Raw genomic sequence first — 16,735 nt, forward strand, 5'->3', positions numbered from 1 at the left:
CACCTGCTGGGTCTCGGGGTGCAGCACGTCGATCGCGGGCACGCGGCCCAGGATGCGGTCGCGCAGCGACTCGATGACTTCACCGCCTTCGACCAGCGCACGGGTGTTGATGCCTTGGTCGGTGCCGCAATCGTCGGTGGTGACCACCAGGTCTTGCGTCACGTCGACCAGACGGCGGGTCAGGTAACCCGAGTTCGCGGTCTTCAGCGCCGTGTCGGCCAGACCCTTTCGGGCACCGTGGGTCGAGATGAAGTACTGAAGCACGTTCAGGCCTTCACGGAAGTTCGCCGTGATGGGCGTCTCGATGATGGAGCCGTCAGGCTTGGCCATCAGGCCGCGCATGCCGGCCAGCTGGCGGATCTGGGCCGCGCTACCGCGGGCACCGGAGTCGGCCATCATGTAAATCGAGTTGAACGATTCCTGATCGACTTCCTTGCCTTCGCGGTCGATGGTCTTTTGCTTGGACAGCTGAGACATCATGACCTTGCCGACTTCGTCGCCGGTCTTGCCCCAGATGTCCACGACCTTGTTGTAGCGCTCGCCAGCGGTCACCAGACCGGAGACGTACTGCTGCTCGATCTCCTTGACTTCCTTCTCGGCGCGCTCGATCAGCTCGTACTTCTGCTTGGGCACCAGCATGTCGTCGATGCCGATCGAGATGCCGGCGCGCGTGGCCAGGCGGAAGCCGTTTTGCAGCAGCTTGTCAGCCAGCACCACGGTTTCCTTCAGGCCGCACTTGCGGAAAGAGGTGTTGATCAGGCGCGAGATTTCCTTCTTCTTGAGCGCCTTGTTGATGTTCGCAAAAGGCAGGCCCTTGGGCAGGATCTCGGACAGCAGGGCGCGACCGACGGTCGTGGCCACCAGCTTGGTCTCGGGGATGAACTCGCCCGTGGCCTTGTCCTTGGTGTACTCGGTCAGGCGCACGCTGATGCGGGCGGTGATCTCGACCACGCCGTTGTCCAGCGCACGCTGGAGTTCGGGGATGTCGGAGAAGACCATGCCTTCGCCGCGACCGTTGATGCGCTCGCGGGTGGCGTAGTACAGGCCCAGCACCACGTCTTGCGACGGCACGATCGAGGGTTCACCGTTGGCGGGGAACAGCACGTTGTTGGAGGCCAGCATCAGGGTGCGGGCTTCCATCTGCGCTTCGATCGACAGCGGCACGTGGACGGCCATCTGGTCACCGTCGAAGTCGGCGTTGAAGGCGGCGCAAACCAGCGGGTGCAGCTGGATGGCCTTGCCTTCGATCAGCACGGGCTCGAAGGCCTGGATGCCCAGGCGGTGCAGCGTCGGGGCGCGGTTCAGCAGAACCGGGTGCTCCTTGATGACCTCTTCGAGGATGTCCCACACCACGGGGGTGCCGGATTCGACTTCCTTCTTCGCGGCCTTGATGGTGGTCGCGATGCCCATGGCTTCCAGGCGCGAGAAGATGAAGGGCTTGAAGAGTTCAAGCGCCATCAGCTTCGGCAGGCCGCACTGGTGCAGCTTGAGGGTCGGGCCCACGGTGATCACGGAGCGACCGGAGTAGTCGACGCGCTTGCCCAGCAGGTTCTGACGGAAGCGACCGCTCTTGCCCTTGATCATGTCGGCCAGGGACTTCAGGGCACGCTTGTTGGCGCCCGTCATGGCCTTGCCGCGGCGACCGTTGTCCAGCAGCGAGTCAACGGCTTCCTGCAGCATGCGCTTTTCGTTGCGCACGATGATCTCAGGGGCCTTCAATTCCAGCAGGCGAGCCAGGCGGTTGTTGCGGTTGATGACGCGGCGGTACAGGTCGTTCAGATCGGAGGTCGCGAAGCGGCCACCATCCAGCGGCACCAACGGACGCAGGTCCGGCGGCAGCACGGGCATGACTTCCATGACCATCCAGTTCGGCTTGATGCCGGACTTCTTGAAGGCCTCCATGACCTTCAGGCGCTTGGAGTTCTTCTTGACCTTCAGCTCGGAGCCGGTCATGTCGTTGCGCAGCTTGTCGATCTCGATGTCGAGATCCATCTCGGCCAGCAACTTCTGGATGCCTTCGGCGCCCATCAGGGCTTCGAACTCATCGCCGAACTCGCGACGCTTGGCGTCGTAGTCGTCCTCGGACATGATGCTGAACTTCTTCAGCGGGGTCATGCCGGGGTCGACGACCACGTAGGCTTCGAAGTACAGCACGCGCTCGATGTCGCGCAGCGTCATGTCGAGCACGAGGCCCAGACGCGACGGCAGCGACTTCAGGAACCAGATGTGGGCGCAAGGCGCAGCCAGTTCGATGTGGCCCATGCGGTCACGACGGACCTTGGTCTGGGTCACTTCGACGCCGCACTTCTCGCAGATCACGCCGCGGTGCTTGAGGCGCTTGTACTTGCCGCACAGGCACTCGTAGTCCTTGATCGGGCCGAAGATCTTGGCGCAGAACAGGCCGTCACGCTCGGGCTTGAACGTGCGGTAGTTGATGGTCTCAGGCTTCTTCACTTCGCCGAAAGACCACGAGCGGATCTTCTCGGGCGAGGCCAGCCCGATCTTGATCGCATCGAAATGCTCATCGGGCGTGAATTGCTTGAACAGGTCCAGCAAACCTTTCATGGGGCTCTCCTATTCCTAATCAGTTGCGCTCGAGTTCGATGTCGATGCCCAAGGAACGGATTTCCTTGACCAGCACATTGAACGATTCCGGCATGCCCGCCTCGATGGCGTGCTCGCCCTTGACGATGTTCTCGTACACCTTGGTACGGCCATTGACGTCGTCGGACTTGACGGTGAGCATTTCCTGCAGCACGTAGGCTGCACCGTAAGCTTCCAGGGCCCACACTTCCATTTCACCGAAGCGCTGACCACCGAACTGCGCCTTGCCGCCCAGCGGCTGCTGCGTGACGAGCGAGTACGGACCGGTCGAGCGGGCGTGCATCTTGTCGTCCACCAAGTGGTGAAGCTTCAGGACGTGCATGTAGCCCACGGTGACGGGACGCTCGAAGGCTTCACCGGTGCGACCGTCGTGCAGGATGGCCTGCGTGCGGGTCGGGGTGAGGCCCTTGGCCTTGGCGATGTCGGCCGGGTAGGCCAGCTGCAGCATCGAGCGGATTTCCTCTTCCTTGGCACCGTCGAACACCGGGGTGGCGAAGGTCATGCCCTTGGAGAGGTTGGCGGCCATGTTGAGCACGTCCTCGTCGGCCAGGGAAGCGATGTCTTCCTTCTTGCCCGAGGTGTTGTAGAGCTCTTCCATGAACTTGCGCAGCTCGGCCACGGCGGCTTCGCGCTGCAGCATGTCGCCGATGCGCTGACCGATGCCCTTGCCGGCCCAGCCCAGGTGCACTTCCAGCACCTGACCGACGTTCATCCGCGAGGGCACGCCCAGCGGGTTCAGAACGATGTCGGCGGGGGTGCCGTCGGCCATGTAGGGCATGTCTTCGATCGGAACGATCTTGGAGACCACGCCCTTGTTGCCGTGACGGCCGGCCATCTTGTCGCCAGGCTGCAGGCGGCGCTTGACGGCCAGGTGAACCTTGACCATCTTGAGCACGCCAGCAGGCAGCTCGTCGCCTTGGGTCAGCTTCTTGCGCTTTTCTTCGAAAGCCAGGTCGAAGCTGTGGCGGGTCTGCTCCAGCGAGTTCTTGATCGATTCCAGCTGGTTGGCCAACTCGCCGTCTTCAGGACGGATGTCGAACCAGTGGAACTTGTCCACCGACGACAGGTAGGCGTCGTCCAGGGTCGTGCCCTTGGCCAGCTTGTTGGGGCCACCGTTGGCGACCTTGCCGATCAGCAGCTTGCGGATCCGGTCGAAGGCGTCGGCCTCGACGATGCGCAGCTGGTCGTTCAAGTCCAGGCGGAAGCGCTTGAGTTCATCGTCGATGATCTGCTGGGCGCGCTTGTCACGCTGGATGCCTTCGCGGGTGAAGACCTGCACGTCGATGACGGTGCCCATGGTGCCTTGGTCGACACGCAGGGACGTGTCCTTCACGTCGGACGCCTTCTCACCGAAGATGGCGCGCAGCAGCTTCTCTTCAGGCGTGAGGGTGGTTTCGCCCTTCGGGGTCACCTTGCCGACCAGCACGTCGCCGGGGCCGACTTCGGCGCCCACGTAGACGATGCCGGATTCATCCAGGCGAGCCAGCTGGTTCTCAGACAGGTTCGGGATGTCGCGGGTGATTTCTTCGCTGCCCAGCTTGGTGTCGCGGGCCATGACCACGAGTTCCTCGATGTGGATCGAGGTGTAGCGGTCTTCGGCGACGACGCGCTCGGAGATCAGGATCGAGTCTTCGAAGTTGTAGCCGTTCCAGGGCATGAAGGCCACGAGCATGTTCTGGCCCAGGGCGAGCTCGCCCAGGTCCGTCGATGCGCCGTCGGCGATCACGTCGCCCACCGCCACCACGTCACCACGTTGCACGATGGGGCGCTGGTGGATGTTGGTGTTCTGGTTGGAGCGGTGGTATTTGATGAGGTTGTAGATGTCCACGCCCACTTCGCCGGCAACGGTTTCGTTGTCGTTGACGCGGATCACGACGCGGTTGGCGTCGACGTAGTCCACCACACCACCGCGCTTGGACACCACGACGGTGCCCGAGTCGACGGCGGCCACGCGCTCGACGCCGGTGCCCACGAAGGCCTTTTCAGGGCGCAGGGTGGGAACAGCCTGACGCTGCATGTTGGCGCCCATCAGTGCGCGGTTCGCGTCGTCGTGCTCCAGGAAGGGCACGAGCGAGGCAGCGACCGACACGATCTGGGTCGGGGCGACGTCCATGTACTGGATGCGCTCGGGGCTGGTCAGCACCGATTCGCCGTGTTCGCGAGCGGACACGAGTTCGTCGGTCAGGCGACCGTCCTTGTCCAGCGACGCGTTGGCCTGCGCGATCACGTACTTGCCTTCTTCGATGGCCGACAGGTAGTCGATCTGCATCGTGGTCTGGCCGTCGTTGACGCGGCGGTACGGCGTCTCGAGGAAGCCGTATTCGTTCAGGCGGGCGTACAGGGCCAGCGAGTTGATCAGGCCGATGTTCGGGCCTTCAGGCGTTTCGATCGGGCACACGCGGCCGTAGTGGGTCGGGTGCACGTCGCGCACTTCGAAGCCGGCGCGTTCGCGGGTCAGACCACCCGGGCCCAGGGCGGAGACGCGGCGCTTGTGCGTGATCTCCGACAGGGGGTTGGTCTGGTCCATGAACTGCGACAGCTGCGACGCACCGAAGAACTCCTTGAGGGCCGCAGAGATCGGCTTGGAGTTGATCAGGTCGTGCGGCATCAGGGCTTCGGTTTCGGCCTGGCCCAGGCGTTCCTTGACAGCCTTTTCAATGCGAGCGAGGCCCGAGCGGTACTGGTTTTCGGCCAGTTCGCCCACGCAGCGCACGCGGCGGTTGCCCAGGTGATCGATGTCGTCGACTTCGCCGCGACCGTTGCGCAACTCGACCAGGATCTTGACGACGCGCAGGATGTCGTCGTTGGACAGGGTCATCGGGCCGGTCGGCGAGTCGATGCCGGCGCGGGCATTGAACTTCATGCGACCCACGCGCGACAGGTCGTACGTGTCTTCGCTGTAGAACAGGCGCTGGAACAGGGCCTGGACGGCGTCTTCGGTCGGCGGCTCGCCGGGGCGCATCATGCGGTAGATGGCCACGCGCGCGGCCAGCTCATCGGCGGTTTCGTCGGTGGCCAGCGTTTGCGAGATGTAGGCGCCTTGGTCCAGTTCATTGGTGAACAGGATTTCCAGGTCACGGATGCCGGCGACGCGCAGCTTCTTGAGCAGCGCTTCGGTCAGCTCTTCGTTGGCCTTGGCGATCAGCTCGCCGGTGTCCGGGTCGACCTGGTTCTTGGCCAGCACGCGGCCGAGCAGGAAGTCTTCGGGCACGCTCAGGTGCGTGGTGCCGGACTGCTCCAGGGCGCGGGTGTGGCGTGCGGTGATGCGCTTGTCCTTCTCGACGACGACGGCACCGGACTTGTCGGTGATGTCGAAGCGGGCGACTTCGCCCTTGAAACGATCGGACACGAAAGCCAGTTGAGCACCTGCGTCCATCAGCTTGACGTGGTCAAACTGGAAGAAGGTCGACAGGATCTGCTCGTTGTTCATCCCGATGGCCTTCAGCAGGGTCGTCACCGGCATCTTGCGGCGACGGTCCACGCGGAAGTACAGCAGGTCCTTCGGGTCGAACTCGAAATCGAGCCACGAACCACGGTAAGGAATGATCCGGGCGCTGAACAGCAGCTTGCCCGACGAGTGGGTCTTGCCCTTGTCGTGCTCGAAGAACACGCCAGGCGAACGGTGGAGCTGCGACACGATGACGCGCTCGGTGCCGTTGATGATGAAGGAGCCGTAGTCGGTCATCAGGGGCACTTCGCCCATGTAGACCTCTTGTTCCTTGACTTCCTTGACGACCTTGGACGACGGCGTGGAGGTCTCGCGGTCGTAGATGATCATCTGCAGGCGTGCACGCACGGCCGACGCGAAGGTCAGGCCCCGCAGCTGGCACTCACGCTCATCGAACGCCGGCTTGGCGATGTTGAACTCGATGAACTTCATCTCGACGAAGCCATTGTGCGAAACAATGGGGAACGCCGAGAGGAAAGCGGCTTGCAGGCCTTCGGGTTTGCGTTGTTGCGGCGGCACCTCCTTCTGGAGGAATGCGACGTACGAATCTTTCTGCATCGTCAGCAGATAGGGCACGTTCAAAACGCTGCCGCGCTTGCCGAAACTCTTGCGAATCCGCTTGCGCTCGGTGTAGCTGTAGGGGGTTGCTTGCGCCATAAACTCTCCGTTTCGGTCGCCCGGTGGGCGTTCCGCTTCGAATTCAGGCTGATTCCCGGCCAAGGAAACAGCCCGTTGTTCGGCGACTGGCCGTTCGGACCTTGCGTCCGAGGCTTGGTGGTTGGCCACTACCAACCGCTGGCAGACAACCCGGGCATTGCACCCAGGCTCGACCAAACCAGTTCTCCGCAGTCGGTTCAGAGAACACTCGAAAAGCCCTCCAGTGTACAACCACTGAGGGCCTTTCGAGTGTGCTCAGGGTTTTACCCCCTGAAAAGCCGAAAGCTGCCCCCTTGCGGAGGCAGCTGTCTGACCCGGCCATCACCGGGCATTCGCCAAGGTGAGCGCGACATGCACCCACCAGGCGAACACTGAATTACTTCAGTTCGGCCTTGGCGCCAGCTTCGACCAGCTTCTTGACGGCAGCTTCGGCGTCGGCCTTGGCCACGCCTTCCTTGACGTTCTTGGGAGCGCCGTCGACCAGGTCCTTGGCTTCCTTGAGGCCCAGACCGGTGATTTCGCGCACGGCCTTGATGACGCCGACCTTGTTGGCGCCAGCTTCGGTCAGGACGACGTTGAATTCGGTCTTTTCTTCAGCAGCAGCAGCGCCACCGCCAGCAGCGCCACCAGCGGCGGGAGCGGCCATGGCGGCAGCGGACACGCCGAACTTCTCTTCGATGGCCTTGACCAGCTCGGAGAGTTCCATCACGGACATGCTGTCCAGGGCGGTCAGGAATGCGTCTTTATCGAATGCCATTTTGGGTTCCTAAAATCGGTTGGATGTTGAAATTCAGTGCGGAGCGGTTGCTCAGGCAGCCGGGGCTTCTTCTGCGGCGGCGGGAGCGGCTTGACCGCCACCCTTTTGCTCGCCCACAGCAGCCAGCACGCGTGCCAGACCCGAGATCGGCGATTGCAGCAGGCCACAGATCTGGGCCAGCAGCACTTCCTTGCTCGGGATGGAGGCCAGCGACTTGACGCCGTTGGCGTCCAGTGCCTTGCCAGCGTAAGCGCCAGCCTTGATGACCAGCTTGTCATTGCCCTTGGCAAAGTCAGCGATCACCTTGGCAGCTGCCACGGCGTCTTCGGAGAAGCCGTAGATCAGCGGGCCGCTCATGCTCTCGGCGGCGACTTCGAACGGGGTGCCGGCAACAGCGCGACGGGCCAGGGTGTTCTTCAGGACATGAAGGTACACACCTTGGGCACGGGCGTTCTTGCGCAGCTGATCCAGTTGAGCCACCGTGAGACCGCGGTACTCAGCCAGTGCAAGCGTCTGCGACTTGCCCGCTTGGGCAGCCACTTCAGCGATGACGGCTTCTTTCTCGTTGCGATTGAGACTCAAGGTCTACTCCTCAAAAACGTGCCTTTTGACAACCACCCCACCAGGGACGGGCGCCTCGAGGCACACCGGATGCAGCGACCTTCTGCCTCAGGAACCCAGGGGCCAGGCAATGACCCCAGGGAAGCTTCAACAGCGGGTGCGCCATCTGCGTAGGCCAACCGGGGTTGATTAAGCGCGCGGCGCCTGTACAAGCACGCCACACACGCCTACGGTCTTTGATAGCCTGCGCCTCCGCGTTGCCACGGGGGCGCAGCCCACCAATTCTTTTCAGGCGCCCTTGCCAGACTCGCAAGGGACCCGGCCCGTCGGGCGCCGAAGCGCCCGCACAGGCTGTGTTGTTCTGACCGCCTTTCAGCGGTCAGGCACCGATCACTCGGCGCTGATGCTGCCGACGTCGACGCGCACGCCCAGACCCATGGTCGAGGACACGGCCACCTTGCGCAGGTAGACGCCCTTGGACGAAGCGGGCTTGAGCTTGTTCAGGGCTTCCAGCAGAGCTGCCAGGTTACCCTTGAGCTTGGCGTCGTCGAACGAGCGACGGCCGATGGTGCCGTGGATGATGCCGGCCTTGTCAACGCGGAACTGGACCTGGCCAGCCTTGGCGTTCTTGACAGCGGTGGCGACGTCGGGGGTGACGGTGCCGACCTTGGGGTTGGGCATCAGGCCGCGGGGGCCCAGCACGGTACCCAGGGTACCGACGATGCGCATCGTGTCCGGCGAGGCGATGACCACGTCGAAGTTGATGTTGCCAGCCTTGACTTGCTCGGCCAGGTCTTCCATGCCGACGACGTCGGCGCCAGCGGCCTTGGCTTCTTCGGCCTTGGCGCCTTGAGCGAACACGGCGACGCGCTTGGTCTTGCCGGTGCCGTTGGGCATCACGACGGCGCCACGAACGACTTGGTCAGACTTCTTGGCATCGACGCCCAGTTGCACAGCCACGTCGATGGATTCATCGAACTTGGCGTTGGCAGCGGACTTGATGAGGGTCAGGGCTTCGTCCAGTGCGTACAGCTTGGTGCTGTCGACTTGGGGCAGGGCCTTTTGACGCTTGGTTTGCTTGGCCATCACACACCCTCCACGATGATGCCCATCGAACGGGCGGAACCGGCGATCGTGCGCACAGCGGCGTCCAGATCGGCAGCGGTCAGGTCCTTCTGCTTGGTCTTGGCGATTTCTTCCAGCTGAGCGCGGGTCAGCTTGCCGACCTTGTCAGCCTGAGGACGCGGCGAGCCCTTGTCGATCTTCGCGGCCTTCTTCAGCAGCACGGTGGCCGGAGGCGTCTTGATGATGAACGTGAAGGACTTGTCTGCGTAGGCGGTGATCACCACGGGCAGCTTCAGACCCGGCTCGACGCCTTGGGTCTGGGCGTTGAACGCCTTGCAGAACTCCATGATGTTCAGACCACGCTGACCCAGCGCGGGACCAACCGGGGGCGACGGGTTCGCCTTGCCGGCCGGGATTTGCAGCTTGATGAAGCCGACAATCTTCTTGGCCATGTTTTCTCCTTGAACCAACCCAACGGCCTGTCGGAATTGGTCGAGTGCCAGCGCCCGGTTCGATGCCCGCAAGAGTCAAAACTCAGCAGGCGCCCATCCGGGCTCCTCATGTCGCGCATGCGTCGGCGACTGAAAAACGTGCCCGCCAAAGCGGACAAAAGCCCTCCATTCTATGGCGGCCGGACTGGAAACGCAAGCCAGGGGCCACGCCAGCTGTGTGAACACCCAAATCCCTGACGCAGGTGGGGCCGTTGGCACCCCCCTTCCGCAAGCATGCCGCCCGGCATAACCTGAGCAGGTTGGTCGGTCAGATCCGTCCACATGAAAACCAAATCCCGAGGGAGGAGATGACGCATGGACAACCCCCCTGCCAGCGTCGTCGGCAGATGTCAGCCCCGCCATCCTGGCCCAGGCCTTTGATGCAGCGGCCAATGGCTTCATCCTGATTTCTGCAGATGGCGCGATCGCCTCCGTGAACCAGGAGCTCAGCCGCATGTTCGGGCACCCTGCAAAGTGGCTGATCGGGCGATCGGTCGACATCCTCCTGCCCGAGGCCCTGCGGGCACAGCACGTCGAACACCGGCGCCAGTTCCTGGCCGCGCCCAGCCGACGCCGGATGGGCGAAGGGCGGGTGCTCAACGGACAACACGCACTCGGGCACGCCTTCCCGGTCGAAATAGGCCTGACGCCACTGCTCACACCCAGCGGAGAGCGCATGGTGCTGGCCTCGGTGGTTGACATGAGCGACCGCCACGACCTCGCCCTGGCCTTCCAGGGCCTGTTCGATGCTTCGCCCTACGGGCTGATGCTGGTCGATGACGCCGGGGTGATCGTGCAGAGCAATGCCGCCCTGGGTGCCGCCCTGGGTGCCGCCCTGGGTCACGAACCTGCTGCCCTGCGCGGGCAGCCCCTGCACCAACTGGTGCCCCAGCGCCATCACGCGCAACACGCCAGCCTGATGCAGGGTTACGCGCGTGCGGGCGGCGCCCGGATGATGGGCCAGGGGCGGGACCTGACCGCGCTGCACGCCGATGGCACCGAGGTGGCCGTGGAGATCGGGCTGAACCGGGTGCGCTGGCAGGGGCAGGCGATGACGCTGGCGGTGGTCACCGACATCAGCGCGCGCAAGCGGCTGGAGGCCGATCTCAAGCAGGCCAATGCCGACCTGCAGGAGTTCTCGTACGTGGCCTCGCACGACCTGCGCTCACCCTTGCGCAGCATCGCGGACCTGGTCGAGTGGATGGGGCAGGACCTCACCGATGGCAAGCTCGACGACGTGGCACGCAACCTGGCGCGCATCACCCCGCGCATCCAGCGCATGGAGTCGCTCATCGACGACCTGTTGCGCTACGCGCGCGCGGGCAAGACCGACACCGACTACCGCTCGGTGTCGCTGCCGGATGTGCTGGCCGCGATCAACGAGCTGCAACCCCTGCCGGACGGATTCACGCTGGACATGGCATCGGTGGACGCCCGCGCCTTTCAGGCTGTTCGCACGCCCCTGTCGACGGTGCTGCGCAACCTGCTGGGCAACGCGGTCAAACACCACGACCGCGGCTCCGGGCTCATTCAGGTCGCATCCCAAGCAGACGGCAGCCACATGCTGATCACCGTCACCGACGATGGCCCCGGGGCGCCGCCCCAGGCATCGCGGCGGATCTTTCAGCTCTTCCAGACGCTGTCCTCGAGCAAACGAGCCGAAACCTCGGGCATTGGGCTGGCGCTTTGCAAACGCATGACCGAAACCCACGGCGGCCACATCGATGTGGTCTCGCCAGTGGCCATGGGGTGGGGCGCGCAGTTCCGCGTCTGGTGGCCGATGTACCCCAGGAGGACCAACGATGAGTGACCCCAGCCCTTTGCACGTCTTGTTGGTTGAAGACGACGACGTGGCGGCCGAATCCGTCATGCGCAGCATGCACAAAGCCGGCATGCCCTGCCCTGTCACCTGGGTCGAAGACGGGCAGGCCGCGCTGGAGGTCCTGCGCGAGCAGGACGCCCAACGCAAGGCCCCGCGCCCTCGCCTGATCCTGCTGGACCTGAACATGCCCCGCATGAACGGGTTCGAGTTCCTCGAGGTGGTGCGCGCCGACCCGAAACTCAAGGAGGAAGTCATCTTCGTGCTGACCACCTCCAGCGCCGACGCCGATCGCAGCCGAGCCTACGACGAGAACGTGGCCGGCTACATGGTGAAGTCCGCCGTGGGGCCGCAGTTCAGCAAGCTGACGCAGCTGCTCGATGGCTACAGGCGTGCCGTTCAACTCCCCTGAGTCAGGATCGATGCCAGGCCCGAGCCTCACCCGCGAGTTGCAGATCCTCATCATCGACGACGACGACGTCGATCGCGAGCGCGTGCGCCGCTGCATCAAAAGCAGCGCGCTGAGCGCACGCACGATGGAGGCGGAATCCGGCAACGAGGCCATGCGCATCCTCAGCAGCCAGTCCGTTGACTGCGTGCTGCTTGACAACTGCCTGGGTGACACCACCGGCTCGGCCCTGTTGCAAGCCATTCGCGATCTCACCGCCTACGCCGGCCCGATCATCATGGTGACCGGGGCAGGCAGTGAATCGCTGGTGGTCGAGGCCATGCAGCAAGGCGCAACAGACTACGTGCCCAAGGTGCAGCTCGATGCCGAGCGCCTGACCCAGGCCATCTTGCGCAGCCTGCAGCTGCAGGAGTCGAAGGCCGCCAAAGAGGCCGCTGCCCGAGAACTGGCCCACCGCCTTGCGGAGCAAGAGCGCGAGCTGAGGCAGCTCGATCGCACGCTGCAAGACATCCTGGACCATGCCCCCAATGCCATCGCGTACTGGGATCAGCACGGGCAGATCCGGTTCGGGAATGTTGCCCATCAGGCCTGGTTCGGCGTCACCCCGCAGCAACTGGCCAGGATGTCTGCGCGGGAACTGCTGGGTCCGAGCCTGCATGCCATCCACGCGCCGCACATGCTGCGAGCCCTCCAGGGAGAGGCCCAGGTGTTCGAGCACACCATCCCCGCGCAGGACGGGCGCAGCGAGCGCACCGCGCGCGTGGAGTACCGACCCGACAAGGACGATCAGGGCCACACACAAGGCTTCTACGTGAGCTGGTCGGACCTGACCGAGCTGGCGCAAGCGCGAGATGCAGCGCAGGAAAGCGCGCGACTCAAGAGCGCCTTCCTGGCCAACATGAGCCACGAGATCCGCACCCCCATGAACGCCATCCTGGGCTTGCTGCGGCTGACTTTGGACAAACCCCTGCCGGGCGAAGTCCAGGGCGACATCGCCCGCGCGCACGAGGCCGCCCTGGCGCTCATGGGCATCCTCGATGACATCCTGGATCACTCCAAGCTGGAAGCCGGACAGCTGCACATCGACCCTCAGGCCATGCAGATCGACGAGTTCATCCGTCGCTCGGTGGACCTGTTCTCAGGCCGCACCATGCAGAAGGCGTTGAGCTTTCACGTTGACATCGACGCCAGCGTGCCCGCCGCGATGCTGGCCGACGGGCTTCGCATGTCCCAGGTGCTCAACAACCTGCTTGGCAACGCCGTCAAGTTCACAGAGCACGGCAGCGTGAGCCTGTCGGTTCGACTGGCTCAGGCAGGCAAGAGGCTTCGCATCGAAGTCGGCGACACCGGCCCGGGCATCGCCCCCGAGCGCCAAGCAGCGCTGTTCTCAGCCTTCACGCAGGAAGACGCCTCGATCACCCGCCGCTATGGTGGCAGCGGCCTGGGCCTGTCGATCTGCCGCAACCTGATCACGCTGATGGGCGGCGAGATCGGGCTGGACAGCCAGTTGGGGCGCGGCAGCGTGTTCTGGTTCGAAGTCCCCTTGCTGGCGTGTGATCCGCCCGGCAACCCCCCGGCCACCCTGGAAGATCCCGGCGTCTTCTTCTGGGGCAGCTCGCCCCGGGTGCCCGATCTGTGGCGCAGACACCCGGCGCTGTCGACCGAGCGATGGCTGGTGGGACAAAGCCCGGAGCAGGTCGAGTCCGCACTGCTGGGCGCGCAACCCGAGGTCGATGCCTTGCTGATCGACTGGCCAAGCGAACCACAAGAGCTTGCCGGGCACCTCGCTCGCTTGCGCAGCGGGGTGATTTCGGCGGGGCGCAACTGGCCCACCTTGGTGCTCGTGAGTCAGGGACATTGGCGCAAACGCCTGCTCGCGGCCACACAGGAGCTGGGCGACGTCAGGCTGCTGACACACCCGGTGATGGGCAGCACGCTGCTCAACGCCCTGAGGCAGGTGCACGATGCACACCACCCCTTTGCCCCGCTGGCTGAGTCGCCATCACCTTGGGTCAGCGGCCGGCGCCTGAAAGGGCGGCGCATCCTGCTCGTCGAAGACAACGCGCTCTACCAGATGGTGGCCCAGGCCTTTCTTCAGCAAGTGGAAGTGGACGTGACCACCGTGGCGGACGGGGCCCAGGCCGTGGACGCGGTGCTGCGCGCGCAACCGGGCGAGTTCGACGCCATCCTGATGGACATGCACATGCCGGTGATGGACGGCCTCGAAGCAACGAAGCAGATCGTGCAACTGCCAGGCTGGCAAACCACCCCGATCATTGCCATGACGGCGGCGGTGCTGCACGAAGATCAGCTGCGCTGCGAACAGGCGGGCATGTGTGACGTCATCGCCAAACCCATCATCGCAGAGCACCTGATCGAGACGCTGCTGAAATGGATCCCGGCGCGGACGGGGGAGTGATCTGGGTTGGCTGACCGTCTGCTGAAAAACAAAGGGCTCCCGTCGGAAGCCCTTGTGTGCAGGCGGTGAGGCCTGCTGTGCGCGGATCTTTTTTGCTTGCGGGCTGGGCCCTCAGCGAAAGATCTGCCAGCCTGTGGTCTTCAGATTTTCTCGACCTGACCGAAGTCCAACTCGACCGGCGTGGCGCGGCCGAAGATGGTGACGGACACGCGAAGCTTGGACTTCTCGTAGTTGACGTCTTCGATGGAGCCGTTGAAGTCGGTGAAGGGGCCTTCTTTGACGCGGACCACTTCGCCGTTTTCCCACTCGACCTTGGGCCGCGGCTTCTCGATGCCTTCCTTCATCTGGTTGACGATCTTCATGACTTCGTCTTCCGAGATGGGGGCCGGGCGGTTCTTGGCGCCGCCAACGAAACCGGTGACCTTGGAGGTGTTTTTGACCAGGTGCCAGGTGTCGTCGCTCATGACCATTTCGACCAGCACGTAGCCGGGGAAGAAACGGCGCTCGGTCACGGACTTCTTGCCGTTCTTGACCTCGACGACTTCTTCGGTGGGCACCAGGATGCGGCCGAACTGGTCTTGCATGCCGGCGCGGTCGATGCGCTCGCGCAGGTTGCGCTCAACGGCCTTTTCCATGCCGGAGTAAGCGTGCACCACATACCAGCGCAGGGGGGCGGCGTTCGGAGCGGCTTGAACGTCAGTCATGTGTCGGAACCTCGGTTGTTGTTCGTGCGCGCGGTGATCGGGATCAGCGCTTCCAGCCCAGGATCAGGTCGTATAGCACCCACTCCAGGCCCTTGTCGGTCAGCCACAGGAACAAGGCCATCACCACCACGAAGGCAAACACGTAGAGGGTCATCTGCGTGGCTTCCGGACGGGTGGGCCACACGACCTTGCGCATTTCCTTGATGGCATCCTGGCTGAAGCCAATGAGTTCCTTGCCTTGCGAAGACGTGAGGAACACGCCCACGGCGGCGGCGATCAGCACCAGCAGGGCGATGACGCGCAGCCAAAGGCTTTGTTGGCCCAGCAGGTAGAAAGCCGCCACGCCACCCACCACGAGCAAGCCGGCAGCGGCCAGCCGGGCCTTGTCGGCGCTGGTGGAAACGGTATCGATGTCCGAGGTGGCCATGACGGTCAGAACGATGGGGGTTGAGTGAGGCAAAAGCCCGCAGACTCGTGGAGCCTGCGGGCTGCTGTGACAGCGGTGGTTTCTGTGGTCAGTCGGTGGCAGGGGCAGTAGGAATCGAACCTACAACCTTCGGTTTTGGAGACCGACGCTCTGCCAATTGAGCTATACCCCTGCTGACAAGAAACCAGTTTGGCGATTTTAGTCGAGGATCTTGGCCACGACGCCGGCGCCGACGGTGCGACCGCCTTCACGGATGGCGAAGCGCAGGCCTTCTTCCATGGCGATGGGGGCGATCAGCTTGACGGTGATCGACACGTTGTCGCCAGGCATGACCATTTCCTTGTCGGCCGGCAGCTCGATCGAGCCGGTCACGTCGGTCGTGCGGAAGTAGAACTGAGGACGGTAGTTGTTGAAGAACGGCGTGTGACGGCCGCCTTCGTCCTTGCTCAGAACGTAGATCTCACCGGTGAAGTGCGTGTGCGGCTTGATCGAGCCGGGCTTGCACAGCACTTGGCCGCGCTGCACGTCTTCGCGCTTGGTGCCGCGCAGCAGGATGCCCACGTTGTCGCCAGCTTGACCTTGGTCCAGCAGCTTGCGGAACATTTCCACGCCGGTGCAGGTGGTCTTTTGGGTGGCAGCGATGCCGACGATTTCGATTTCTTCGCCGACCTTGATGATGCCGCGCTCGATGCGGCCGGTCACCACGGTGCCGCGACCCGAGATCGAGAACACGTCTTCCACAGGCATCAGGAACGTGCCGTCGATGGCGCGCTCAGGCGTGGGGATGTAGGTGTCCAGCGCTTCGGCCAGGGCCATGATGGCTTGTTCGCCCAGCTCGCCGGTGTCGCCTTCCAGAGCCAGCTTGGCCGAGCCCTTGACGATCGGGGTGTCGTCGCCGGGGAAGTCGTACTTGGACAGCAGCTCGCGCACTTCCATTTCGACCAGCTCCAGCAGTTCAGCGTCGTCCACCATGTCGGCCTTGTTCAGGAAGACGATGATGTAAGGCACGCCCACTTGGCGCGACAGCAGGATGTGTTCACGGGTCTGGGGCATCGGGCCGTCAGCGGCCGAGCACACCAGGATCGCGCCGTCCATCTGGGCAGCGCCAGTGATCATGTTCTTGACGTAGTCGGCGTGGCCGGGGCAGTCAACGTGAGCGTAGTGGCGGTTGGCCGTTTCGTACTCGACGTGAGCGGTGTTGATGGTGATGCCGCGGGCCTTTTCTTCAGGCGCTGCGTCGATCTGGTCGTACGCCTTGGCTTCGCCGCCGAACTTCTTCGACAGCACGGTTGCGATGGCAGCCGTCAGGGTGGTCTTGCCGTGGTCAACGTGACCGATGGTGCCGACGTTCACGTGCGGCTTGGTCCGCTCGAA

Annotated in this window: 12 protein-coding genes and 1 tRNA gene; 3 read left to right on the forward strand and 10 right to left on the reverse strand. The window is 63.8% G+C overall.

What is annotated here, in order from left to right:
• From rpoC to rplK, 6 genes are all read right to left on the reverse strand, one after another.
• Positions 1 to 2,565: DNA-directed RNA polymerase subunit beta' (gene rpoC / locus B2W70_RS09085; RefSeq protein ID WP_286745010.1), on the reverse strand; the 2,565-nt coding region annotated here is incomplete at its 3' end.
• Positions 2,566 to 2,584: 19 nt separating this feature from the next.
• Positions 2,585 to 6,709: a DNA-directed RNA polymerase subunit beta gene (rpoB, locus tag B2W70_RS09090; RefSeq protein WP_286745012.1), complete on the reverse strand. Its 4,125-nt coding sequence runs from the start codon at positions 6,707 to 6,709 to the stop codon at positions 2,585 to 2,587.
• 376 nt (positions 6,710 to 7,085) lie between these two features.
• Complete coding sequence (gene rplL, locus B2W70_RS09095) at positions 7,086 to 7,466, reverse strand: 50S ribosomal protein L7/L12 (RefSeq protein WP_058088981.1); 381 nt, start codon at positions 7,464 to 7,466, stop codon at positions 7,086 to 7,088.
• A 51-nt stretch (positions 7,467 to 7,517) separates the two neighbouring features.
• Entirely contained in the window at positions 7,518 to 8,048 is a 531-nt protein-coding gene (gene rplJ / locus B2W70_RS09100) for a 50S ribosomal protein L10 (protein WP_058088982.1), read from the reverse strand.
• 369 nt (positions 8,049 to 8,417) lie between these two features.
• Positions 8,418 to 9,113 carry a 50S ribosomal protein L1 gene (gene rplA / locus B2W70_RS09105; RefSeq protein WP_058088983.1) on the reverse strand — a complete coding sequence of 232 codons (696 nt, stop codon included), beginning with the start codon at positions 9,111 to 9,113 and terminating at the stop codon, positions 8,418 to 8,420.
• Complete coding sequence (rplK, locus tag B2W70_RS09110) at positions 9,113 to 9,544, reverse strand: 50S ribosomal protein L11 (protein WP_058088984.1); 432 nt, start codon at positions 9,542 to 9,544, stop codon at positions 9,113 to 9,115. The genes rplA and rplK overlap by 1 nt, the downstream gene beginning before the upstream one ends.
• Positions 9,545 to 9,947: 403 nt before the next feature.
• On the opposite strand from rplK, the gene B2W70_RS09115 reads away from it, so the two are divergent.
• From B2W70_RS09115 to B2W70_RS09125, 3 genes are read left to right on the forward strand one after another with little or no spacing between them, the layout of a single operon-like run.
• Positions 9,948 to 11,393, forward strand: coding sequence for a sensor histidine kinase (locus B2W70_RS09115; protein ID WP_286745025.1), 1,446 nt, complete (start codon positions 9,948 to 9,950; stop codon positions 11,391 to 11,393).
• Positions 11,386 to 11,814, forward strand: a complete 429-nt coding sequence (locus tag B2W70_RS09120; RefSeq protein WP_286745016.1) for a response regulator — start codon at positions 11,386 to 11,388, stop codon at positions 11,812 to 11,814. Before B2W70_RS09115 ends, B2W70_RS09120 begins: the two co-directional genes overlap by 8 nt.
• Positions 11,815 to 11,824: 10 nt before the next feature.
• Positions 11,825 to 14,230, forward strand: a complete 2,406-nt coding sequence (locus B2W70_RS09125) for a response regulator (protein ID WP_286745019.1) — start codon at positions 11,825 to 11,827, stop codon at positions 14,228 to 14,230.
• Between the two features lie 140 nt (positions 14,231 to 14,370).
• Here the strand turns inward: B2W70_RS09125 and nusG are convergent, their stop codons facing one another.
• The 4 genes from nusG to tuf all read right to left on the reverse strand — a co-directional run.
• Entirely contained in the window at positions 14,371 to 14,934 is a 564-nt protein-coding gene (gene nusG / locus B2W70_RS09130) for a transcription termination/antitermination protein NusG (protein WP_058088988.1), read from the reverse strand.
• Positions 14,935 to 14,977: 43 nt separating this feature from the next.
• Positions 14,978 to 15,361, reverse strand: a complete 384-nt coding sequence (secE, locus tag B2W70_RS09135) for a preprotein translocase subunit SecE (RefSeq protein ID WP_286745021.1) — start codon at positions 15,359 to 15,361, stop codon at positions 14,978 to 14,980.
• Positions 15,362 to 15,457: 96 nt separating this feature from the next.
• Positions 15,458 to 15,533, reverse strand: a tRNA-Trp gene (locus B2W70_RS09140).
• A 26-nt stretch (positions 15,534 to 15,559) separates the two neighbouring features.
• Positions 15,560 to 16,735 (reverse strand): elongation factor Tu (gene tuf, locus B2W70_RS09145; protein ID WP_286745024.1); only part of this gene is annotated, 1,176 nt, incomplete at its 5' end.

Origin of the sequence: Aquabacterium sp. UBA2148 (genome assembly GCF_002328915.1) — a bacterium.
Classification (GTDB): Bacteria; Pseudomonadota; Gammaproteobacteria; order Burkholderiales; family Burkholderiaceae_C; genus Aquabacterium; species Aquabacterium parvum.